This window comes from Neobacillus sp. GCM10023253 (assembly GCF_042653105.1).
GTDB lineage: Bacteria > Bacillota > Bacilli > Bacillales > Cytobacillaceae > Neobacillus > Neobacillus citreus.
In genome coordinates this window covers 174,323-195,789 of the sequence record NZ_JBHSHV010000027.1, presented here as the reverse complement: position 1 = coordinate 195,789, position 21,467 = coordinate 174,323, and the positions used below count along the sequence as shown (strand labels likewise).

The following is a 21,467-nucleotide window of genomic DNA, read 5'->3' as shown; positions in this document are numbered from 1 at the left end:
GGGGACAACTCCTTTCAATTTTTAGTCAGGAATGTCTGGACCAGTCCACCTTCGGACAGAATCGCTTGAAAAAGTGATAGAAGTGTCCGAACCAGAACAACCTTCGGACAGAATAGCTGGAAAAAGCGGCAGAAGTGTCCGAACCAGTCCAACCTTCGGACAGAATCACTTGAAAAAGCGGCAGAAGTGTCCGAACCAGTCTAACCTTCGGACAGAATCACTTGAAAAAGCGGCAGAAGTGTCCGAACCCATGCACCCTTCGGACAGAACCACTTGAAAAAGTGACAGAAGTGTCCGAACCAGAACAACCTTCGGACGAAACCGCTTGAAAAAGAAGCAGAGGTGTCCTCATGAACCCTCTATGAGAACACTTCCTCTCAATTTTCCAGTCCATTTGTCCTCATACACACAAAAAAACAGCCCCCTCAAAGAGCTGTTAGTTAAAAAGCTTATTCCACATCTCAACCACAAAGAACTTCACTTTTACTGGCTGCTCGTCCTCCGAAACGTAAACTGGCTTATCCTTCTTTACCGGTTTCTTGACCACAATCTCTTCGGCTTCTTCTGAATCTTGCTCCTCCTCCACAGCCGTTTTCATTTTTTTCGATGAATCCTGCTTCTTCACCACAGCCGTTTCCGTTTTTTCAAAATCCCTGCTCTTCATCACAGGTATATCATCATCATTATCCTTAACTGAACGCGTCTCTTCAAAGTCCGGCTTTTGCACCTTTTTTACCTCAGTATTCTTTTTTTGAACAGCAACTTCCTTTTTTTCTTCCACAGACTTTGTTTTCACATTGGACCGCTTCTCTTCCACCTGGACGGCTACAGGAGCTTCCTCTTTCGCTTCAGCAACAGCAGCCGTTTCTTTTTCCTCAAACCCCTCACTGACAGCTACCCCATTTGAAAAATCAAGGAAACATAACGGTGGGTACAGCACGCACCACCAGTTCGCCCCTTCACCCGCACCCAGCGTAATTAACACTGCTTGATACTTTCCTGCAGGATACAAAAACTGCCCGTACAGCTTCGTCGGGAACTGCACCTTTCCGAACTCTACCTTCACCGACTGATCCGAACCCGATTCACGGACCACTTTTTCCCCAATCGCTTGAATCTCCGGTAAATGGCCCTTGATCACCTTCCGAGCCTCTTCCATCGAAGTTAAATCCTGCACCCACAGTGTAATCTGTGCATTCACCGCATCGCGTACCTTGCGCTTAATCGCCTGATCCTCTTCAAAATCGCTGTTGGCCAAAATCCTTAAGCGAATTGCCTCTCCAGGAATCACAATCGACTCCTTCTGAGCTGCTTCTGTTTTCGGCATATATAAATTTAGCATTGTCGCTAACGATAAAACCACCAAATATCCCCAAACTACCAGTTTCCCTCTCATCTCTAGCACCGTCCCTTCCCTTTGCCTTACCATTGTGGACAAAATGCCAGAATCTTAAACTATTAAATTTTACTATTTTTCAAGTACAAAAAAAGCCCCGGGTTCTTAACTCCCGAAGCCAATCTCCGCAAACACCATCCGGTCCTTGCCGTTAATATCATTCACTACTTCAACCTTAACATTCTCAAATCCTTTTCGAAAAAGCTCCGCTACCGCTTCGCCCTGACCGGCCCCAATCTCGAAACATACCAGCGCGCCCGGCGCGAGCACCTGCGGAAGCTCCACCATAAAGCGGCGGTAAAAATCCAGTCCATCCGCGCCTGCGAAGAGTGCCCGGTGCGGCTCGTGATCAGTAACCACCTCGGACATGCTCTCAATGTCAGCAACCGGAATATACGGCGGATTTGACACCACTACATTTAGCTTCTCACCGGCCGCTATAAACGGCTGCAACAAGTCACCTTGGATGAATTGGACATCCGCGCCAAGCTGGCGGGCATTCTCCTTCGCCACCTCCAAAGAGGATTCAGCAATATCTGTAGCAGTTACTTTTAAAGACGGCTGTTCCAGCTTTAAGCTAATAGCAATTGCCCCACTGCCTGTTCCAATATCAGCAAGCCTAACTTCCTCGCGCTCACTAAATAGCCGGCCAATCCGCTGCAACGTCCCGTAAACCAGCTCCTCCGTCTCCGGCCTTGGAATGAGCACTTCCGGTGTAACCACAAACGTCCGTCCGTAGAACTCCTCCGTGCCAATAATATATTGCACTGGAACCCCCGTGGCGTGTTCGTGGACTGCTTTTTCAAAATGCCCCCACACTTCAGGCTCCAACTCCTCGCGCACATTCGCAAACAGCTGCGACCGTGTCATGCCGGTGAAATGCCTTAGCAGCAATTCCCCTGCATTCTCATCCCGTCCTGCTTCAACTAAAAAAGAAGAAGCCCATTTCAGAGCTTCGAATACCTTTTTACTCATTTGTGGCATTTTCCAATCTTCTCGCTTGGTCATCGAGCACCAATGCCTCAATGATTTCTTCCAGCTTGCCCTCAATAATCTGATCCAACTTTTGAATCGTTAAGCCGATCCGGTGGTCGGTCACCCGGTTTTGCGGGTAGTTATACGTCCGAATCCGTTCAGAACGGTCACCCGTACCAACCGCTGATTTCCGCACCTGGTCATACTCTGCCTGGGCTTCCTGCTGGAATTTATCATAAATACGGGCCCGCAAGATTTTCATCGCCTTGTCCTTGTTTTTGTGCTGAGAACGCTCGTCCTGGGAGGTTGCCGTAATACCAGTCGGAATGTGCGTCAAACGAACCGCTGACATTGTGGTGTTAACGCTCTGTCCGCCGGCACCGCTTGATGCAAACGTATCAAAGCGGATATCCTTATCGTTAATTTCGATATCAAATTCCTCAACTTCCGGAAGGGTAGCAACCGTCGCTGTGGATGTATGAATCCGGCCGCCAGACTCCGTTTCCGGCACACGCTGTACCCGGTGCGCGCCATTTTCAAATTTCAATTTAGAAAACGCGCCATGGCCAGTAATCATAAAAATAATCTCTTTGAAGCCGCCAAGACCCGTCTCGTTGGCATCGATTACTTCCGTCTTCCAGCCTTGCGATTCAGCATAGCGGCTGTACATACGGTAAAGCGTACCGGCAAACAAAGCCGCCTCGTCGCCTCCCGCTGCGCCGCGGATTTCCATGATAACGTTCTTGTCATCGTTCGGGTCCTTCGGAACAAGCAAAATCTTCAGCTTCCCTTCAAGCTCTTCAATCTGCGCCTCAAGCTCGCTTACCTCTTCCTTAACCATTTCGCGCATGTCCGCATCAAGCTTGTCCTCAAGCATCGCCTTTGCGTCCTGCAGCTGGGCTTTCGCTTCCTTATACTGGCGGTACGCTTGCACAGTCTCCTGCAGATCCGCCTGTTCCTTCGAATAATCACGAAGCTTTTTAGAATCATTTATAATTTCCGGATCGCTCAGCAGCTCATTAAGCCGCTCATAACGGTCCTCTACCGATTGTAGACGATCAAACACAGTCATTCACCTCAAATTAAATTCAAAACTTCTATCTAAACACCCGCAACACCGGGCCGAAAATTGTCCATAACATTCTAATTATAGTATAGCTAAAAACCCGCGTCAATGTGATGCATGGGGACGGTTCTCATGCCTCACAAATTGATGCACAAGTGATGCACGGGGACGGTTCTCATGCCTCACAATTTCTGTATCGTATCCGAATTGATACTCCAGGAAAGTAAAACAGGAAATTTGGAAAGTATTTGTTCAAAAAATGTAAGTAAAACCGGCAAATTGGAAAGTACCCACTCTGAATTGGAAAGTAAACGTCCCAAATCGGAAAGCATATCCAAATAACTGGTAATTTTGATGCGCGGGGACGGATCTCGTGTATCAAAAGGGTGCAAAAGAGGCACTTCCAATATCAGAATTGTGTTAGTTGGCGAGTAAATAGATAAAAATGACGAGTAAATTCTAAATTTGGGCGAGTAAACCGCCAAATCAGACCAGTAAATCCCTAAATCAGGCGAGCAAGATACCTTTTTTTAAAAAACCCCCTTAATTAACTCTATAAATTACCTCTAAAATCACCAAATATACACACATCACATCAAAAAAACATGCCCTGGTCCCCAGAGCATGCCCATTATCTCCTATCTTCCTGTACATTAACTTCAATATTATAACGCGGCAACGCACGCATCAGCTTCTTATGCAGCCTAGCCTCCGCATCCCGTTTGTCACCACTAGAAAGCATCCCTTTTTTGTAAACCTTCACCCACATTCTGTCGCCATTAATCCAAACAGAATCCGTCACAAATTCATGCGTGTCTGCAATCACCTGCTTAGCTTTGGCGATATCGTTGCCCTGGTTGTTAGCACCGGCTTCGCTGCCGCTTCCGGTCCCCGTCAGGTCAAGGAAGTTCGGGTTTTGGTTGGTCACATCGTCTTCGACCATATGCTGATCGTTGATATCATGATTGGACACAAGATTCCTCGTCTGTCGGTCGCCGCGCAAGTCATTAGCCGCATCATCATCGGCACTACGGCCATTTTGGCAGCCCGTCGCCAATAAAAGCATGATACCGACAAGAAACATCAACTTTTTCATCGAATTACACCTCCATGGTACTAGCATGCCCTGCCACACGCAGCCATCCCCGAGTGAATTCTTTCCAACCTTAAACACAGTCTTAATACAGCAAAAGGTGACAGGCACCTTTTCGAAATTTCACATAAATACCTGTCACTCTCCCCACCCATTGCCGCCGGCCTCCTAAAAACAACAAAAAGGTGCCCGGCACCACGCGAACATGGCAGCACTGACACCCTTCAAAAATAAAACCTAAACTTATACGCCCTCTTCAACCGCCTGGCGCACCGCCGCAGTCCTAGGCACCTCATGATGATGACGACAGCGCGGCTCATATGCTTCCGAGGCACCAACCAAAATCACCGGATCATGGTAGGAAGCCGGATGTCCGTCAATCAAACGCTGCGTCCTGCTTGCCGGTGATCCGCAAACAGCACAGACAGCCTGCAGCTTTGTCACTGACTCGGCAATCGCCATCAGCTTCGGCATCTGTCCGAACGCCTCGCCGCGGAAATCCTGATCAAGCCCCGCGACAATCACGCGGTGGCCGGAATCCGCCAGCTGCTGGACAACTCTTACGATGCCTTCATCGAAAAACTGCGCCTCATCAATTGCGACAATATCCATATCCGCTTCCACATGATGCAAAATCTCAATCGAATGGGAAATCGGCTTCGCCTCAAAAGAAGTGCCATTATGGGAAACAACAGACTGGTCATGATAGCGATTATCGATTTTCGGTTTAAATACAGCTATTTTTTGTTTAGCAAACTGGGCACGCCGCACGCGCCGAATTAACTCCTCTGATTTTCCAGAAAACATACTGCCGCAGATAACCTCAACCCATCCGCTTTGCGTCATAACATACATTAACGGCGTCTCCTTCCTCAAACGAAACCATCTCTATTTATCATATACAAAATCATATTTTTATTATTAGCCAATAAAAAACAGGCAAGCCAATGTTGCATCTTGCCTGTCTTTTGCGCGAGTATTATTCTTGTGTCTTAAGACCGTATTTTTTGTTGAAACGGTCAACACGTCCGCCTGCTTCAGCGAATTTTTGACGACCAGTATAGAATGGGTGGCACTCAGAGCAAGTCTCAACGCGGATCTCGTTCTTTACAGAACCGCTTTCGAAAGTGTTGCCGCATGCGCAAGTCACCATTACTGTTTTAAAATTTGGATGAATTCCTGCTTTCATTCTTTTCATCTCCTTCCGCCCTGAATCATTCGAAACAGAGTTATATACAGTGCTTGTCTTAACAAGTCACAGAATTACAAAAAACACACTGACCACATTATAACAGCCAGACTAATTGTTTGCAAGTTGGGATTTTCAGCCTTTTTGAAAAAACAAAACCAAAATATCGGGTTCGCTCAGGTACCTCGCCCCAAACTCAAAACCTAAGAGCGGCGCGCCTTAAGCTCCTCACCAAGCTGATCGAAAAACTCCTGGTTGGACTTCGTCTGACGCAACTTTTTCAAGAAACGCTCGGCAAAATCTGGGGAATCTGACATTGATTTGCGAATCGCCCATAACTTATCCAAGTGATCCTTCGGAATAAGCAGCTCTTCCTTACGCGTTCCGGAACGGCGGATATCAAGAGCAGGGAACACACGGCGTTCTGCAAGCTGTCTGTCAAGGTGCAGTTCCATGTTACCCGTACCTTTAAATTCTTCATAAATGACGTCATCCATACGCGAACCGGTGTCAACCAGCGCCGTCGCTAGGATCGTCAAGCTGCCGCCCTCTTCAATATTACGGGCCGCCCCGAAGAAGCGTTTCGGACGGTGGAACGCCGCCGGGTCAATACCACCGGACAACGTCCGGCCGCTTGGCGGAATCACTAGGTTATAGGCACGCGCCAAGCGAGTAATGCTATCCATCAGGATAACAACATCGCGTTTGTGCTCAACAAGACGCATCGCCCGGTCAAGAACAAGCTCAGCAACCTTGATATGGTTCTCGGGAACCTCATCAAACGTCGAGCTGACTACATCACCGGCAACGGAACGCTCGATGTCGGTCACCTCTTCCGGACGCTCGTCGATCAACAGGACGATTAACTCGACATCCGGGTGGTTTGTGGTAACGCTGTTAGCAATTTCCTTCAGAAGCATTGTTTTACCAGCCTTCGGAGGCGCGACAATCAGACCACGCTGGCCAAAACCAACTGGTGCCACAAGGTCCATAATCCGGGTTGATAAATGCTTTTGCGTTGTTTCGAGCTTCATCATCCGGTTCGGATATAAAGGCGTTAACGCCGGGAAGTAAACGCGTTCCTTCGCAGATTCCGGATCTTCACCGTTAACGGCTTCTACATGAAGCAATCCGAAATAACGCTCATTTTCCTTTGGCGGACGAACCTTACCGGATACCTTGTCCCCATTGCGGAGGTCAAAACGGCGAATCTGCGATGCCGAAATATAAATATCCTCCGAACTTGGCGAATAGTTGATTGGGCGCAGGAAGCCGAAGCCTTCTGACTGGATAATCTCCAAAACGCCTTCCATGAAGAAATAGCCCTGCTGCTCGGCACGGGATTTTAAAATTGCAAAAATCAATTCTTTTTTCGTTAATTTGCTGTAATAGGTCACTTTATATTCGCGCGCAAGCTCATAAAGCTCCTTCAGCTTCATATTTTCTAAACTTGAAATCGTTAATTCCAATGTGTACACCACGCTTTTAAATTTTTCCTTCATATCCGCTGTCAATTAGGAGCGAGAAATGATAGTAAGATAATAGAGTTGAGGAAATGAATAGAAGTTGATAGAAATGAATAGATTGGCAGAAAACTTGCATGATAAAACAATCTCTATTTTACCCTCTCAGCGAAAAGTTAATCAACTTATTTTTCAAACATCCCTTATTGGAAATATTTTCTGGAAGGAATCCTCATGGAGAATGGGGAGATTTCTGCAAATTTCGGGTGGTGGAAGGCACCACCCGGTGTTCGCTACCTATAGTACTAAATTTGGTTTTTTGTTTAGGCTGTGTCGCCCGTCGATGAAACGAACAGTTCCTGACTTTGCCCGCATAACAACAGAATGGGTCGAAGCGTGAGAGCCCTTGAACTGGACACCGCGCAACAGTTCCCCGTCCGTTACGCCTGTTGCCGTAAAGATAGCGTCGTCGCCTTTGACCAAATCCTCCATGCGGAGAATGCGGCTCACGTCCAAGCCCATTTTTTTACAGCGTTCAAGTTCAGCATCATTTTGCGGCAGCAATTTGCCGATCAGTTCACCGCCAAGGCATTTCAAGGCGACTGCTGAAATAACACCCTCCGGTGCACCACCCGAACCGAACAGAATATCAACACCGGTATTATCAAAAGCAGTATTGATGGCCCCGGCCACATCACCGTCATTAATAAGTTTAATGCGGGCACCCGCCTCACGAATTTGGGCAATGATATGCTCGTGGCGCGGACGGTTCAGCACAGTCGCAACCACGTCTTGAATATCTTTATTTTTTGCTTTCGCTACAGCCTTCAGGTTATCAATGACAGGAGCGTCGATATCAATTAGCCCAACGGCTTCCGGTCCGACTGCGATTTTTTCCATATACATATCTGGAGCATGGAGCAGGCAGCCATGGTCAGCCACAGCGAGAACAGCTAATGCATTCCAGCCGCCGGACGCCAAAATATTGGTACCTTCAAGCGGGTCAACGGCAACATCGACACGAGGCCCGTAGCCATTCCCTAACTTTTCTCCAATATAAAGCATTGGCGCTTCGTCCATTTCCCCTTCACCGATGACAACAGTTCCTTTCATCGGAATGGTGTCAAACACATCGCGCATCGCCGAAGTGGCTGCTCCATCTGCTTCGTCTTTTTTACCGCGGCCCATCCAGCGTGCGGAAGCAAGCGCTGCTGCTTCAGTTACCCGGACAAGCTCCATCGTTAAACTTCTTTCCATTGTTCTCCATCCCCCATTTTTTTCTGATGAGACTTCGTTCCTTCATAAGTATATCTCATTATGTGTTTTTAAGGTGCTCTAATTCTTCCTGCGTTAATGCCTCCCGCCAGACGGTGGCGCCAAGGCCGTTTAATTTTTCGACCAGGTTGCTGTAGCCGCGGTCGATGTGGTCGAGACCGGTTACTTCGGTGATTCCTTCCGCCATCAGACCGGCAATGAACAGCGCTGCTCCGGCACGAAGGTCGCTCGCCTTGACTTTGGCGCCGTGGAGCTGGATCGGTCCGTTGATAATAGCAGATCGTCCCTCCACTTTAATGTTGGCGTTCATTCTTCTTAACTCATCAATATGCTTAAATCGGGCACCATAAATAGTGTCAGTTACCACACTTGAGCCCGCTGCCTTTGTTAACAGGGCTGTAAATGGCTGCTGCAGGTCGGTTGGAAAGCCCGGATAAACAAGCGTTTTGATGTCGACGGCTTTCAGGTTCGAAGGGCCGTTGACAAACACCTGGTCATCGCCGGATTCGATATTCACGCCCATTTCGCGAAGCTTAGCAATCAACGATTCTAAGTGCTGCGGAATCACGTTATCAATCAGCACGCCCTCGCCCATTGCCGCACCAAGAATCATATAGGTTCCGGCCTCAATCCGGTCTGGAATGATCGTGTGTCTGCAGCCATGCAGGCTGTCCACCCCGTCAATCCGGATAACATCGGTTCCGGCACCTTTAATTTTCGCGCCCATGTTAGTTAACAAAGTGGCGACATCAATGATTTCCGGCTCTTTGGCGGCGTTTTCAATTATTGTCCTGCCTTTCGCTCTTACCGCTGCCAACATGATATTAATCGTTGCTCCGACACTGACGACGTCCAGATAAATCCGGGCGCCGCGAAGCTCGTCCGCGCGCAGATAAATAGCTCCCTGCTCGTTCGTGATTTGAGCACCAAGCGCTTCAAAGCCTTTGATATGCTGGTCAATCGGTCTTGGTCCCAAGTGACAGCCGCCGGGCAGACCAATCACTGCCTTTTTGAAGCGGCCGAGCATCGCGCCCATTAAATAATAAGAAGCGCGCAGCTTTTTAACTTTGCCGTTTGGCAGCGGCATGGAGATCATTGCCGATGGGTCAACCGTCATTTCATCGTCTGTAATATTCACTGTGCCGCCAATTTCCTCAAGCAAGTCCTTTAAAATTTCAACATCGGAAATATCAGGCAGTCCCTCGATTGTAACGGGTGATTCCGCTAAAATCGTCGCAGGTATAAGGGCAACAGCACTATTTTTGGCACCGCTGACCCTTACAGTTCCCTTTAATGGATATCCGCCCGCAATTTTAAGTTTTTCCATTTTCGACTCCCTTCTAAGCCTATGTAAAAATTGATTTATCGATTGAATGGAATGGTACTTTTTTGACCGTGACGCAAGTCTGTTTTTTCACCGAGCTTTTCTAGCAGACTGCCCGAAAAAAAGCACCTTTAAACCAAAATAAGGCCTCAGGTATATTTTTCCAACATTATAAGTCAAATTCCGACAGGTTGTCTAATTTATAGTTTACACGAAAATTATATTTTCATGTATGACAAATAAAAAAATTTACACGAAAATGGAAAAACAGCGGAATCATTATGCCTTTTTTACAGGGATTCCAGCATTTTAAAAAGGCGGAAATTTCCATAAAAATCTTACGCTTCTTGGCGGTTATTCCAATCTTTCAAGAAAGCTTCAATCCCTTTGTCTGTTAGTGGGTGCTGAGTAAGTCCCATCAATACTTTGTAAGGAATGGTCGCGATATGCGCACCTCTTAATGCTGCCTCCGTAACATGCAGCGGGTGGCGGATAGACGCCGCGATGATTTCCGTTTTAATGTCATGAACGGCGAAAATATCAGCAATCGTGGAAATTAAGTCTAAGCCGTTTTGGCCGATATCATCCAGTCTTCCCAAGAATGGAGATACATAGGTTGCACCGGCGCGGGCAGCAAGCAGAGCTTGGTTCGCGTTGAAGATTAAAGTTACGTTTGTTTTAATGCCTTTTTTTGAAAAAGCATGGACCGCTTTCAGGCCGTCTGGAGTCATTGGAACTTTGACGGTGATATTTGGTGCGATGGCAGCAAGCTCTAGGCCTTCTTTGATCATGCCTTCAGCATCAAGGGCGATTACTTCTGCACTAACAGAACCAGGAACAAGGGCGGTAATTTCTTTTAAACGATCGTGAAAAGAAACGCCTTTTTCTTTAGCCACAAGGGATGGGTTTGTCGTAACACCTGCTAATAAACCAAGGTCATGCGCTTCGCGGATTTCTTCCAGGTTGGCTGTATCAATAAAAAATTTCATGTTGCTCTCCTCCATTTTTGCCTAAATTTTCTATATACTTTGAACACACGGAAACCGCCCTATTGGTAGGGCGGTTTATTTTATCATAACTACAAAAAAGTGCTTTTTAGGCTTTGCCTGAAGAACCGAATTCGCGCATTTTGCCAATTACGGTTTCTTTGATGGCATCGCGAGCAGGGCCCAAGTATTTGCGTGGGTCATACTCGTTTGGTTTAGCAGCTAGCACTTCACGAACTGTTTTTGCAGAAGCAATTTGGTTTTCAGTGTTTACGTTAATTTTTGCAGTTCCAAGTGAAACAGAACGCTGGATGTCCTTTGTTGGGATTCCAGTACCACCGTGTAATACTAGTGGCATACCAGTAAGTTTACCGATTTCTTCCATTTCTTTGAAACCAAGATTTGGTTCGCCTTTATAAGGGCCGTGTACTGAACCTAATGCAGGAGCTAGGCAGTCTATACCTGTGCGTTTAACTAATTCAACACACTCGTTAGCGTCAGCATAGATAATGCTTCCAGAAACGTCGTCCTCTTGTCCGCCAACTGTTCCTAGTTCAGCTTCAACGGAAACACCTTTTGAATGAGCGTAGTCTACTACCTTTTTAGTAATTTCCACGTTCTCTTCGAATGGGTGGTGTGAAGCATCGATCATAACAGATGTAAAACCTGCATCAATTGCTTCTTTACATTTTTCAAAACTTGAACCGTGATCAAGGTGAATAGCCACTGGTACCGTAATTTTATAATCTTCCAATAAGCCTTCTACCATTTTCACAACGGTTTTGAATCCGCCAATGTAACGGCCAGCGCCTTCAGAGACACCAAGGATTACAGGTGAATTCTCTTCTTGAGCAGCTTGAAGAATAGCTTGTGTGAATTCTAAGTTATTGATGTTAAATTGCCCTACAGCATAGCCTTCTGCTTTACCTTTGTTGAGCATTTCTGTCATGGAAACTAATGGCATATCTCTTCCTCCTTAAATTCGGTCGGTATCTTTCAGAAATGAGTTTATCCATATTGATTTTCCCCACCATATGGCTGATTATGTATCGTTTCCAAAAGATAGCAGCCAATCAAATTTTCACTATGTATCATATCAAAAGAAAGTAAGAATTGCTATTAATCTAACAGCGTTTTGTAAAAGTGTCATAATGAAAACGCCGTCATTCCGCTGGATGAAAAAAAGCAAACGATATGACGTTGCTTTTTTTCAAAAATATATTAATTCGTTTTTTGCGGGATATGTTTTCTGACGGCAGCGCGAATGTCGTCGATGTCAAACGGCTTGGCAAAGTGGGTGATGGCGCCAAGGTCTTTTGCTTCCTGAATCATGTCCAGTTCGCCGTAAGCGGTCATGATAATAACGCGAATGTCCGGGTCGAGCACTTTCATTCTTTTTAAAATTTCAATCCCGTCCATGCCTGGAATTTTCATATCCAACAGCACTAGGTCCGGGTCATGTGTTTTCACAATCTCCAGCGCCTGCACCCCGTTGGCTGCCTGAAAGGTCTGATACCCTTCTTTTTGAAAAACCTCATTCAATAAAATGCGGATGCCAAACTGGTCGTCAACGATTAAAATTTTCTCCTTCATTCTTCCACCTCTTCCCTCATTTAATATATTCCATATGTATATATCTTTATTAAATTCTCCTCCTCGAGGAAAAAATCCTGCATCATTTTTAGAAACTGACCATGTTATTTTATGGAAATTTATTTATTTTGGCATTTTTATAAAAAGGTCTATAATATTAGTGCATATGAGGAGGGTTTTTATGTTAAAAATGTTCACTACTCAATTAATGGGTTTATTTAAAAGAATAGAGGAAAAAGAAGAGTTTGCGTTTGAGGATGCTGCCCGCCTGCTTGCCCAGGCCCCTGTCGGCGACGGCTCTATTTATATTTATGGTGAAAAAGAAATGAAGGCTGTTTCAGCTGAAGCTGTGGATGGTGCTGAGCCTTTAAAATCAGCGAAAGCTTTGTCTATGGAATCTGCGGCTGACCTGGATATCGCCGATCGTGTATTGATTTTCGCGCGGACTTCTGCGGATGAGGCAGCTTTGTCGATTGCGAGTCAACTTCAGGAAAAAGGAATTCCGTTCGTGGCTATTTCGACTGTGATGGATGATTCTGCGGGTGGGTTAGCAGAAATTGCTGATGTTCATATTGATTTGCGGCTGACAAAAGGCTTGCTGCCGGACGAGTTCGGGAACCGAATTGGCTATCCGTCCTCGATGGCAGCATTGTTTGTGTACTATGGATTGAAATTTACGATTGAAGAGATCTTGGCGGAATACGAAATGTAAGCGAAACGGTCCTTGTAATGAGGGCCGTTTTGATTTACTCGCCTAAAATAGAAATTTACTCGCCGAATATCACCATTTACTCGCCAAATTCCTCATTTCACCCGCCAACCGCCCATTTTTAACCAAAAAACAAAGACCAGTCCCGCACCCGGATAACTGGTCTTATTATTTCAAAAAATTATTTCTGTAAAGTAGCCTTAATAAAGTCACGGAACAATGGCTGAGGGCGGTTTGGTCTAGAGATGAATTCCGGATGGAATTGGGATGCCACAAACCATGGGTGATCCTTCAACTCAATGATTTCCACTAAACGGCCGTCTGGGCTTGTCCCTGAGAAGACAAAGCCTGCCTCTTCCATTTCTTGACGATAATGATTGTTGAACTCATAACGATGACGATGGCGCTCGTAAACGACATTATTTTCGTACGCTTCATGGGCTTTTGTTCCCTCAACAACACGGCAAGGGTACAGTCCAAGACGTAACGTTCCGCCTAAATCCTCGACATCCTTCTGCTCTGGAAGCAGGTCAATGATCGGATGCTGTGTTTCCGGTACGAACTCAGAAGAATGAGCATCTTTATAGCCAAGGACATTGCGGGCGAATTCAATAGTCGCCAGCTGCATGCCTAAGCAAATGCCAAGCAATGGCTTTTTAGACTCACGCGCATAGCGGATCGCTTCTATTTTCCCTTCGACACCGCGGTCGCCGAAGCCGCCTGGAATCAGCACTCCATCTACCTCATCAAGAAGTTCCACCACATTTTCACGGGTAACCTCTTCGGCATTGATCCATTTAATTTCTACATCGGAATCAAATGCATAACCAGCATGCTTCATCGCTTCGACAACGGAAATATAGGCATCCTGAAGTTCCACGTATTTACCGACTAACCCGATGCGAGTCTTGTTAGCAAGACTCAACACGCGGTCAACCAGCGCTTTCCACTCAGTCATATCCGCTTCCCCAGTTTGCAGCTTCAAATGGTCGCAGACGATTTGGTCCATGTTCTGCTCCTGCAAAGCTAGCGGAATGGAGTATAGCGTATCGGCATCACGGCACTCGATGACCGCTTTTGCATCAATATCACAGAATAACGCTAGTTTATCTTTCATATCCTGCGAAATTTCCATTTCAGTACGAACAACAATAATATTTGGCTGAATGCCAAGGCTGCGCAGCTCTTTTACGCTGTGCTGGGTTGGCTTTGTCTTCATTTCACCAGCCGCTTTAATATAAGGAACAAGTGAACAGTGAATATACATGACGTTTTCACTGCCAATATCGCTCTTAATTTGGCGGATTGCTTCTAAAAACGGCAAGGACTCGATATCACCGACAGTACCGCCGATTTCCGTAATCACCACATCAGCATTGGTTTCTTTGCCGGCACGGAAGACACGGTCTTTAATTTCGTTCGTGATGTGCGGGATAACCTGCACGGTTGCGCCAAGATAGTCACCGCGGCGCTCTTTGCGAAGGACAGTAGAATAGATTTTTCCAGTTGTCACGTTGCTGTATTTGTTTACGTTAATATCAATAAAACGCTCATAGTGGCCCAAATCCAAATCGGTTTCCGCACCATCATCGGTTACGAACACTTCGCCGTGTTGATACGGGCTCATTGTTCCCGGGTCAACGTTGATGTACGGGTCTAATTTTTGAGTGGTCACGCTTAAGCCGCGATTTTTCAATAAGCGTCCTAAAGATGCGGCGGTAATTCCTTTTCCAAGCGATGAAACAACACCGCCAGTTACAAAAATATACTTTGTCATGTAAATATTCCCCCTCAGATACAGTTTGTGCATTATTCAGAATGTTAAAGGGTATTTTTGCAAAAATTATTTTTCTGCTGCTCCAAAAAATAAAAAACCCCATAAAAGCTGGGTTTTTATCAAAATAAAAAGCGCTCCTCTTACGCATTGTAAGGGAGCGCGTATACATTCGTTCGAATGGTCCTTTTTAAGGAGCCCAAACAAGATGATACAAGGGGCTGATGAAAAAGTCAAGCCTATTCATCCCGAGATGAGATGTTTAAGATTAGAGATCCTCGTCCTCTTCCTCATCTTCTAGTTCAAGTTCTTCTTCCTCTTCCAGGTCATCTTCAAGTTCTTCATCATCTTCGAATTCAAGTTCTTCGTCATCTTCAAGAACGTCATCTTCATCTTCGAATTCGTCGTCGATTTCATCAATCTCGTCAAGGTTCTCCTCTTCATCGTCAAGGAGATCATCTTCCTCTTCAAAGTCGTCGACATCGTCGTAGTCTTCGTCATCAAGTTCTGCAAATTCGTCGATTTCATCGATATCCTCGTCTTCGACAACCTTCTTCTTCTTCTTCTTCGATTTGACGACTGCGACAACTTCTTCCTCTTGGGTATCAACCGGATACCAGACGCGAAGTCCCCAGCGGTTTTCACCTAAAGTCAAGAATCGGCCATCGATATTTAAATCGGTGTAAAACTGTGCCAGACGAGCACGCATTTCTGATTCAGAAATACCCGCAGCCTTGGTAATTTCCTTCACTAAATCGGCGAAGGCGACTGGCTGCTTACTATTTTTCATAAATTCATAAGCCATTTCGATGAGCGATAACTCTTGCAGCTCCTCTTTTGAGTACATTGCTAAACTCAATATCGGCACTTCCTTTCTCTATTTAACACTCTTATGTAGAATGAATAAGGGCTAATCTAAAAAAATACATATTCCTCATTATAAACAAATTCTAGAGGTTTATGCTAGTTCTAGCTGTTTGTTTTACTTGATTTTTTCCTTTTTTGGCTTCTCTTCATTCTTTTTAATCTGTTCTCTTACTATTTTTAGCTCTTTAAGAGATATGTACAAAAAGAAGATGGCCAGCAACAGGAACGAAACAGCACCTAGTTGCAGTTCATAAAGATAATATAATGGCCAGGCTGTAATTATTAAAACCATGATGATATGATTTACTCTCATAAGCTGACACCTGCCCATAACCTCTGGAGGTAAAATACTATATTGATTATATAGGATATATCATAATATTGGAAAATATTTTTTGAAAATCAAAAAAGGGGGAAGTGCCCCCCTTTTGATTAACGTCTCCACTCATTACATATTTCGGCGATACTGTCCGCCTACTTCGTATAGGGCGCGTGTGATTTGGCCGAGACTGGCGACTTTGACGGTTTCCATAAGTTCGGCAAAGATGTTGCCGCCGCTTGTGGCCGCTTCCTTCAACCGCTTCAGCGCTGCATCGGATTCTGCTGCGTGCGCATCCTGGAAGGCACGCAAATTGTGAATCTGCAGCTCTTTCTCCTCCGTCGTTGCCCGAGCCAATTCCATATTATCAATCGCTTCCTCGGATGGAGGATTTGGATTCAAATACGTATTTACCCCGATAATCGGCAGTTCGCCCGTATGTTTTAACATTTCATAGTGCATTGACTCATCCTGAATCTTGCCGCGCTGGTACTGAGTTTCCATTGCGCCCAGCACGCCGCCGCGGTCATTCAGCCGTTCGAATTCTTGAAGTACCGCTTCTTCAACTAAATCAGTCAGCTCTTCTACGATAAACGAGCCCTGAAGCGGATTTTCATTCTTCGTCAAGCCGTGCTCCTTAGTGATAATCATCTGAATCGCCATTGCCCGGCGGACCGATTCCTCGGTCGGTGTAGTAATCGCCTCATCGTATGCATTCGTATGCAGCGAGTTACAGTTATCGTGAAGCGCCATTAATGCCTGAAGCGTGGTGCGGATATCATTAAAATCGATTTCCTGCGCGTGCAGCGAACGTCCCGATGTCTGCACATGGTACTTTAGCTTTTGGCTGCGCTCGTTGGCACCATACTTGTCACGCATGACAGTCGCCCAAATGCGACGAGCCACCCGGCCAATCACAGTATACTCCGGATCCAAACCATTCGAGAAGAAGAACGACAGGTTTGGCGCGAAGTCATCAATGTTCATGCCGCGGCTCAAATAATACTCAACGTACGTGAAACCGTTCGACAAGGTAAATGCCAGCTGCGAAATCGGGTTCGCTCCCGCTTCGGCAATATGGTACCCGGAAATCGACACGGAATAATAGTTACGCACCTGATGGTCGATAAAATATTGCTGGATATCGCCCATCATCCTTAAAGCAAATTCTGTTGAAAAAATACATGTATTTTGGCCTTGGTCTTCTTTTAAAATATCAGCCTGGACCGTACCGCGGACGGTTTTCAGCGTGTAGGCGCGGACTTCAGCAAATTCTTCGACGGTCAGAACGCGGCCTAGTTCAGCTTCTTTACGTTTCACCTGCTGGTCAATTGCCGTGTTCATGAACATCGCCAGGATGATTGGTGCCGGACCATTGATCGTCATCGATACGGATGTCGACGGATGACAAAGGTCGAAGCCATCGTACAGCTTTTTCATATCGTCTAACGTACAAACGCTGACGCCGCTTTCGCCGACTTTACCGTAAATGTCGGGACGGTAGTCCGGGTCTTCTCCGTATAGGGTTACTGAATCAAACGCCGTACTTAAGCGTTTTGCCGAATCGTCCTTCGATAAATAGTGGAAACGGCGGTTGGTCCGTTCCGGTGTGCCTTCGCCGGCAAACTGGCGTTTTGGATCCTCCCCTTCACGCTTGAACGGGAATACCCCTGCTGTGTATGGGAAGGAGCCCGGCAGGTTCTCACGATACACCCAGCGCAGGATTTCGCCGTAATCCTTGTATTTCGGCAGGGCCACTTTTGGAATATCAAGCCCTGATAAGCTCTTTGTTTTTAAAATTGTAATGATTTCCTTGTCGCGGATTCTTGTGACGAACTTATCAGAGGAATACGCTTCTTTTGTTTTTTCCCAGCCGTCAAGAATACGCTTTGACTCTGGTGTCAGCTGCGCTTCGGTTTGCTGTTTAACCGCTTCAAGGGCTGCAACGACTTCCGGCTGGTCCTTCACCGCTTCTATGGCGCCTTCCAGCTGGAATAATTTCCGGGAAATATTCGCCTGCTGCTCCGCTTTTTTATGATAGCCGCGAACGGTCTCGGAAATTTCCCGTAAGTAATAACGGCGGTCCGTCGGGATGATGATGTTTTGCTTTTCGACCTTCGCCTCTTTGCTGTATGATGTCACCCAATTGGTCGCCGCTTTTTCATTGATTTTTTCAACGAGGGCTGCAAACAGGGCGTTCGTGCCAGGGTCATGGAACTGGCTGGCGATTGTTCCGTACACCGGCATTTCGGATGGATCTTTTTCAAAAAGCATATGGCTGCGCTGGTACTGCTTCTGCACCTGACGCTTCGCATCCTCCGAGCCCTTGCGCTCAAATTTATTGATGACAATCAGATCGGCAAAGTCAATCATGTCGATTTTTTCAAGCTGTGACGGCGCCCCGAACTCACTGGTCATGACGTACATCGCGACATCGCAAATTTCCGTGATGCCGGCGTCGCCCTGGCCGATTCCGCTTGTTTCGACGATGACCAAGTCAAAGCCGGCTGCCTTCGTGACCGCTACGGCGTCTTTAATGGCCAGCGACAATTCGCTCCTTGAAGCACGGGTTGCCAAGCTGCGCATGTAGACGTTTGGTGAAAAAATCGCATTCATACGGATTCGGTCGCCAAGAAGCGCCCCGCCCGTTTTTTGCTTGGTTGGGTCAACGGAAAGGATCGCAACCTTTTTGGCTGGAAATTCGTTGATAAAACGGCGGATCAACTCGTCCGTCAGTGAGCTTTTTCCCGCGCCGCCCGTACCGGTGATCCCGATAACCGGAATCGACTTCTCAAGCTCCTTCACTTTTTCAAGAACCTGCTCAGCCGTGGCAGCCGCCTCATTTTTTTGGTCAACATGATTTTCCGCAATTGTAATCAACTTGGCAATGGCATTCGTGTCACCCGTCGGCAGCTTTTCGATTTGCTCTGGGATATTTTCTGAAGCAACCGTTGAAAAATCACACTCTTGAATCATCTGGTCGATCATGCCCTGCAACCCGAGCTTTCGGCCGTCTTCCGGAGAGAAGATTCCGGCAATGCCGTACTCTTGGAGTTCATTGATTTCTCTTGGGATGATGACGCCCCCGCCGCCGCCATAAATGCGGATATGCGATGCGCCTTTTTCTTTTAATAGGTCGTACATGTATTTAAAGTATTCAACGTGCCCTCCTTGATAAGAGGAAATCGCAATTCCCTGGGCATCTTCCTGAATGGCGGCGTTGACAACCTCCTCGACCGAGCGGTTGTGGCCAAGGTGAATAACCTCGGCTCCGCTTGATTGAAGGATGCGCCGCATGATATTGATGGAAGCATCATGGCCGTCAAACAAACTCGACGCGGTCACAAAGCGAATATGATGCTTCGGCTGATATTTTCCGGTTGTACTCATCTCAATTTGGCCCCCTTGTATTTTAAAATTCTTGAATTACTTCTTTTAACCGTCCCTTTTTACCCCAAGCCCTTTAAAAATAAACTCAGTCTGCAATTCGATGTATTCCTCAAGCGTAAACAGCTTACGGAGCGCCCAGCGGCGGAAGCCCCACATTTGCCCCTGGACAAAAATATCGTGGGCGATGATTTTGATTTGTTTTTCCGACAGCTCAAGTTCGCCGTTCTCCACACATTTGTGGAGCATATTTTCAAACATGGCGACCATCTCTAATTCCTTTTTTAACACATATGGAAGGGCGTCCTTGGATAAGGATTTTACTTCCTGATACATGACGAGGATTTCGTCCTGCAATTCATCCATAACATAGAAAAAGTTTGCAATTCCCACTTTTAAGCTCTCTAATGTCCCTTGCTTGTGATCAAGGTTCTCCTCGAGCTGCTCCTTCACATGATCATAGATACTGTCGCAGACCAGATATAAAATATCTTCCTTCGTCCGGATGTACTCGTACAATGTCCCGATGCTAAAGCCCGCCGCTCTGGCAATTTCCCGGGTCGTTGTCCGATGAAACCCCTTTTCTTTAAAAAGTGCAACGGCCCCTTTGATCATTTGATCACGCCTTTTTTGCACAAGGCGTTCGTCTTTGACCGAGGCCTGAACCTCCCGTTTATTCATCGCGCTCGAACCGCTCCTTGTCTAGCTACAGCGCCTAGGGGCTCGAAGGTCTACAGCCAATCCGTCAAGAAGGCTAAAAAGCAGCCTTCTCGCCGGCTCGTCTAGCCTCGTGCCCCTGGTCAAGGCGCTTCCGCTTTTCGTTTTACTTCGTAATCATTCTAGAAATAACAAGGCGCTGAATTTCCTGAGTGCCCTCGTAAATTTGCGTGATTTTCGCATCGCGCATGAAGCGTTCGACCGGATAATCCTTCGTATAGCCGTAGCCGCCGAACACTTGAACTGCTTCTGTTGTTACCTTCATCGCGGTATCGCCTGCAAACAGTTTAGACATAGCGGACTCCTTACCATACGGAAGACCGTTGGACTCAAGCCATGCTGCCTGATAGGTTAATAGTCTTGCTGCTTCAATGTTTGTCGCCATATCGGCAAGCTTGAAGCTGATGCCTTGGTTGGCGGCGATTGGCTTGCCGAACTGAACGCGTTCCTTCGCATAGTCAACTGCTGCATCAAGCGCGCCTTGAGCAATACCGACTGCCTGCGCCGCGATGCCGTTGCGGCCGCCATCCAGTGTCATCATCGCCACTTTAAAGCCTTCGCCCTCTTCGCCAAGTCTATTTTCAACCGGAACCTTGCAATCTTCAAAAATAATTTCTGTTGTCGGTGAGGAACGAATACCCAGTTTCTTTTCTTTTTTCCCAACAGAGAATCCCGCGAAATCCTTTTCAACGATAAATGCTGTTGTACCGCGCTGCTTGTTGGATGGATCGGTTAGTGCAAATACGACATAAATGTCGGCCTCACCGCCATTGGTAATGAAAATTTTTGAACCATTCAGCACGTAGTGATCGCCCTCAAGGCGTGCCATCGTTCTCATCCCGCCTGCGTCAGAGCCGCTGCCAGGCTCCGTTAAGCCGTAAGCACCGATTTTTGAACCTTCGGCCAGTGGACGAAGGTATTTTTGCTTTTGCTCTTCATTACCGAACTTGTAAATTGGCCAGCTGGCAAGAGATGTGTGTGCGGAAAGGGTAACCCCGACTGATGAATCGATGCGGGAAAGCTCTTCAACCGCGATACAGTAAGCAAGATAATCACTGCCGATGCCGCCGTACTCTTCCGGCCATGGAATTCCGGTTAAGCCAAGCTCCGCCATTTTGTCAAAAATCTCCCGGTCAAAGCGCTCTTCCTCATCGCGCTCAGCGGCCGTCGGAGCAATCTCGTTTTGCGCAAAATCGCGCACCATTTTGCGAATCATTTCATGTTCTTCGGTTAATTTGAAGTTCATTTTGGGTGTCCTCCTCATATTTATCTACAAATATTGATTGGATATCTACAAATTTTTAAATTTATCTACAAAATTCCAAGGGATATCT

At 46.5% G+C, this 21,467-nt stretch carries 20 protein-coding genes; 2 read left to right on the top strand and 18 right to left on the bottom strand.

Going from position 1 to position 21,467, the window contains the following annotated elements; genetic code table 11:
• Positions 1 to 31: 31 nt before the first annotated feature.
• The gene (locus tag ACFPA1_RS24470; RefSeq protein ID WP_378586583.1) at positions 32 to 277 is read left to right on the top strand and encodes a hypothetical protein; all 246 of its coding nucleotides are present in this window, start codon (positions 32 to 34) and stop codon (positions 275 to 277) included.
• 159 nt (positions 278 to 436) lie between these two features.
• Here ACFPA1_RS24470 and spoIIR read toward each other — a convergent pair whose 3' ends face one another.
• The 12 genes from spoIIR to ACFPA1_RS24410 all read right to left on the bottom strand — a co-directional run bounded on the left by spoIIR (position 437) and on the right by ACFPA1_RS24410 (position 12,360).
• On the bottom strand, positions 437 to 1,396 hold the full coding sequence (gene spoIIR, locus ACFPA1_RS24465) for a stage II sporulation protein R (RefSeq protein WP_378586935.1): 960 nt from the start codon (positions 1,394 to 1,396) through the stop codon (positions 437 to 439).
• 105 nt (positions 1,397 to 1,501) lie between these two features.
• Positions 1,502 to 2,371, bottom strand: a complete 870-nt coding sequence (gene prmC, locus ACFPA1_RS24460; protein WP_378586933.1) for a peptide chain release factor N(5)-glutamine methyltransferase — start codon at positions 2,369 to 2,371, stop codon at positions 1,502 to 1,504.
• Positions 2,364 to 3,437, bottom strand: coding sequence for a peptide chain release factor 1 (gene prfA, locus ACFPA1_RS24455; RefSeq protein WP_378586581.1), 1,074 nt, complete (start codon positions 3,435 to 3,437; stop codon positions 2,364 to 2,366). The genes prmC and prfA overlap by 8 nt, the downstream gene beginning before the upstream one ends.
• A 631-nt stretch (positions 3,438 to 4,068) precedes the next feature.
• The gene (locus ACFPA1_RS24450) at positions 4,069 to 4,533 is read right to left on the bottom strand and encodes a hypothetical protein (RefSeq protein WP_378586578.1); all 465 of its coding nucleotides are present in this window, start codon (positions 4,531 to 4,533) and stop codon (positions 4,069 to 4,071) included.
• A 240-nt stretch (positions 4,534 to 4,773) separates the two neighbouring features.
• On the bottom strand, positions 4,774 to 5,385 hold the full coding sequence (locus ACFPA1_RS24445; RefSeq protein WP_213147964.1) for a thymidine kinase: 612 nt from the start codon (positions 5,383 to 5,385) through the stop codon (positions 4,774 to 4,776).
• Positions 5,386 to 5,509: 124 nt separating this feature from the next.
• A complete protein-coding gene (gene rpmE, locus ACFPA1_RS24440) occupies positions 5,510 to 5,719 on the bottom strand; it encodes a 50S ribosomal protein L31 (protein ID WP_378586575.1) in 210 nt (69 codons plus the stop codon).
• Positions 5,720 to 5,922: 203 nt separating this feature from the next.
• A complete protein-coding gene (rho, locus tag ACFPA1_RS24435; protein ID WP_213147962.1) occupies positions 5,923 to 7,188 on the bottom strand; it encodes a transcription termination factor Rho in 1,266 nt (421 codons plus the stop codon).
• 291 nt (positions 7,189 to 7,479) lie between these two features.
• Positions 7,480 to 8,439: a class II fructose-bisphosphatase gene (gene glpX, locus ACFPA1_RS24430; protein WP_213147961.1), complete on the bottom strand. Its 960-nt coding sequence runs from the start codon at positions 8,437 to 8,439 to the stop codon at positions 7,480 to 7,482.
• A 58-nt stretch (positions 8,440 to 8,497) separates the two neighbouring features.
• The gene (locus tag ACFPA1_RS24425) at positions 8,498 to 9,784 is read right to left on the bottom strand and encodes a UDP-N-acetylglucosamine 1-carboxyvinyltransferase (protein ID WP_378586571.1); all 1,287 of its coding nucleotides are present in this window, start codon (positions 9,782 to 9,784) and stop codon (positions 8,498 to 8,500) included.
• A gap of 335 nt (positions 9,785 to 10,119) precedes the next feature.
• Positions 10,120 to 10,770, bottom strand: a complete 651-nt coding sequence (fsa, locus tag ACFPA1_RS24420) for a fructose-6-phosphate aldolase (protein WP_213147959.1) — start codon at positions 10,768 to 10,770, stop codon at positions 10,120 to 10,122.
• Positions 10,771 to 10,876: 106 nt separating this feature from the next.
• The gene (locus ACFPA1_RS24415; protein ID WP_213147958.1) at positions 10,877 to 11,731 is read right to left on the bottom strand and encodes a class II fructose-bisphosphate aldolase; all 855 of its coding nucleotides are present in this window, start codon (positions 11,729 to 11,731) and stop codon (positions 10,877 to 10,879) included.
• A 257-nt stretch (positions 11,732 to 11,988) separates the two neighbouring features.
• Positions 11,989 to 12,360 (bottom strand): response regulator, encoded by a 372-nt coding sequence (locus ACFPA1_RS24410; protein ID WP_213117113.1) that lies wholly within the window; start codon positions 12,358 to 12,360, stop codon positions 11,989 to 11,991.
• Between the two features lie 181 nt (positions 12,361 to 12,541).
• On the opposite strand from ACFPA1_RS24410, the gene ACFPA1_RS24405 reads away from it, so the two are divergent.
• Positions 12,542 to 13,072 (top strand): DUF2529 domain-containing protein, encoded by a 531-nt coding sequence (locus tag ACFPA1_RS24405; protein ID WP_378586568.1) that lies wholly within the window; start codon positions 12,542 to 12,544, stop codon positions 13,070 to 13,072.
• 178 nt (positions 13,073 to 13,250) lie between these two features.
• Here the strand turns inward: ACFPA1_RS24405 and ACFPA1_RS24400 are convergent, their stop codons facing one another.
• From ACFPA1_RS24400 to ACFPA1_RS24375, 6 genes are all read right to left on the bottom strand, one after another.
• Positions 13,251 to 14,846 (bottom strand): CTP synthase, encoded by a 1,596-nt coding sequence (locus ACFPA1_RS24400; protein WP_213147956.1) that lies wholly within the window; start codon positions 14,844 to 14,846, stop codon positions 13,251 to 13,253.
• A 265-nt stretch (positions 14,847 to 15,111) separates the two neighbouring features.
• Positions 15,112 to 15,711, bottom strand: coding sequence for a DNA-directed RNA polymerase subunit delta (gene rpoE, locus ACFPA1_RS24395; protein ID WP_378586566.1), 600 nt, complete (start codon positions 15,709 to 15,711; stop codon positions 15,112 to 15,114).
• A 114-nt stretch (positions 15,712 to 15,825) separates the two neighbouring features.
• Positions 15,826 to 16,023 (bottom strand): hypothetical protein, encoded by a 198-nt coding sequence (locus tag ACFPA1_RS24390; protein ID WP_213117109.1) that lies wholly within the window; start codon positions 16,021 to 16,023, stop codon positions 15,826 to 15,828.
• A 135-nt stretch (positions 16,024 to 16,158) separates the two neighbouring features.
• Positions 16,159 to 19,419: a fused isobutyryl-CoA mutase/GTPase IcmF gene (gene icmF / locus ACFPA1_RS24385; RefSeq protein ID WP_378586562.1), complete on the bottom strand. Its 3,261-nt coding sequence runs from the start codon at positions 19,417 to 19,419 to the stop codon at positions 16,159 to 16,161.
• A 45-nt stretch (positions 19,420 to 19,464) separates the two neighbouring features.
• Positions 19,465 to 20,097, bottom strand: coding sequence for a TetR/AcrR family transcriptional regulator (locus tag ACFPA1_RS24380; protein ID WP_213147954.1), 633 nt, complete (start codon positions 20,095 to 20,097; stop codon positions 19,465 to 19,467).
• A 142-nt stretch (positions 20,098 to 20,239) separates the two neighbouring features.
• A complete protein-coding gene (locus ACFPA1_RS24375; protein WP_213147953.1) occupies positions 20,240 to 21,379 on the bottom strand; it encodes an acyl-CoA dehydrogenase in 1,140 nt (379 codons plus the stop codon).
• Positions 21,380 to 21,467 lie beyond the last annotated feature (88 nt).

Coding starts and splice junctions, on each gene's coding strand:
- ACFPA1_RS24470 (WP_378586583.1), top strand. CDS start 32: ATGTCTGGACCAGTCCACCTTCGGACAGAATCGCTTGAAAAAGTGATA.
- spoIIR (WP_378586935.1), bottom strand. CDS start 1,396: ATGAGAGGGAAACTGGTAGTTTGGGGATATTTGGTGGTTTTATCGTTA.
- prmC (WP_378586933.1), bottom strand. CDS start 2,371: ATGAGTAAAAAGGTATTCGAAGCTCTGAAATGGGCTTCTTCTTTTTTA.
- ACFPA1_RS24450 (WP_378586578.1), bottom strand. CDS start 4,533: ATGAAAAAGTTGATGTTTCTTGTCGGTATCATGCTTTTATTGGCGACG.
- ACFPA1_RS24445 (WP_213147964.1), bottom strand. CDS start 5,385: ATGTATGTTATGACGCAAAGCGGATGGGTTGAGGTTATCTGCGGCAGT.
- rpmE (WP_378586575.1), bottom strand. CDS start 5,719: ATGAAAGCAGGAATTCATCCAAATTTTAAAACAGTAATGGTGACTTGC.
- glpX (WP_213147961.1), bottom strand. CDS start 8,439: ATGGAAAGAAGTTTAACGATGGAGCTTGTCCGGGTAACTGAAGCAGCA.
- ACFPA1_RS24425 (WP_378586571.1), bottom strand. CDS start 9,784: ATGGAAAAACTTAAAATTGCGGGCGGATATCCATTAAAGGGAACTGTA.
- fsa (WP_213147959.1), bottom strand. CDS start 10,770: ATGAAATTTTTTATTGATACAGCCAACCTGGAAGAAATCCGCGAAGCG.
- ACFPA1_RS24415 (WP_213147958.1), bottom strand. CDS start 11,731: ATGCCATTAGTTTCCATGACAGAAATGCTCAACAAAGGTAAAGCAGAA.
- ACFPA1_RS24410 (WP_213117113.1), bottom strand. CDS start 12,360: ATGAAGGAGAAAATTTTAATCGTTGACGACCAGTTTGGCATCCGCATT.
- ACFPA1_RS24405 (WP_378586568.1), top strand. CDS start 12,542: ATGTTAAAAATGTTCACTACTCAATTAATGGGTTTATTTAAAAGAATA.
- ACFPA1_RS24400 (WP_213147956.1), bottom strand. CDS start 14,846: ATGACAAAGTATATTTTTGTAACTGGCGGTGTTGTTTCATCGCTTGGA.
- ACFPA1_RS24390 (WP_213117109.1), bottom strand. CDS start 16,023: ATGAGAGTAAATCATATCATCATGGTTTTAATAATTACAGCCTGGCCA.
- icmF (WP_378586562.1), bottom strand. CDS start 19,419: ATGAGTACAACCGGAAAATATCAGCCGAAGCATCATATTCGCTTTGTG.
- ACFPA1_RS24380 (WP_213147954.1), bottom strand. CDS start 20,097: ATGAATAAACGGGAGGTTCAGGCCTCGGTCAAAGACGAACGCCTTGTG.
- ACFPA1_RS24375 (WP_213147953.1), bottom strand. CDS start 21,379: ATGAACTTCAAATTAACCGAAGAACATGAAATGATTCGCAAAATGGTG.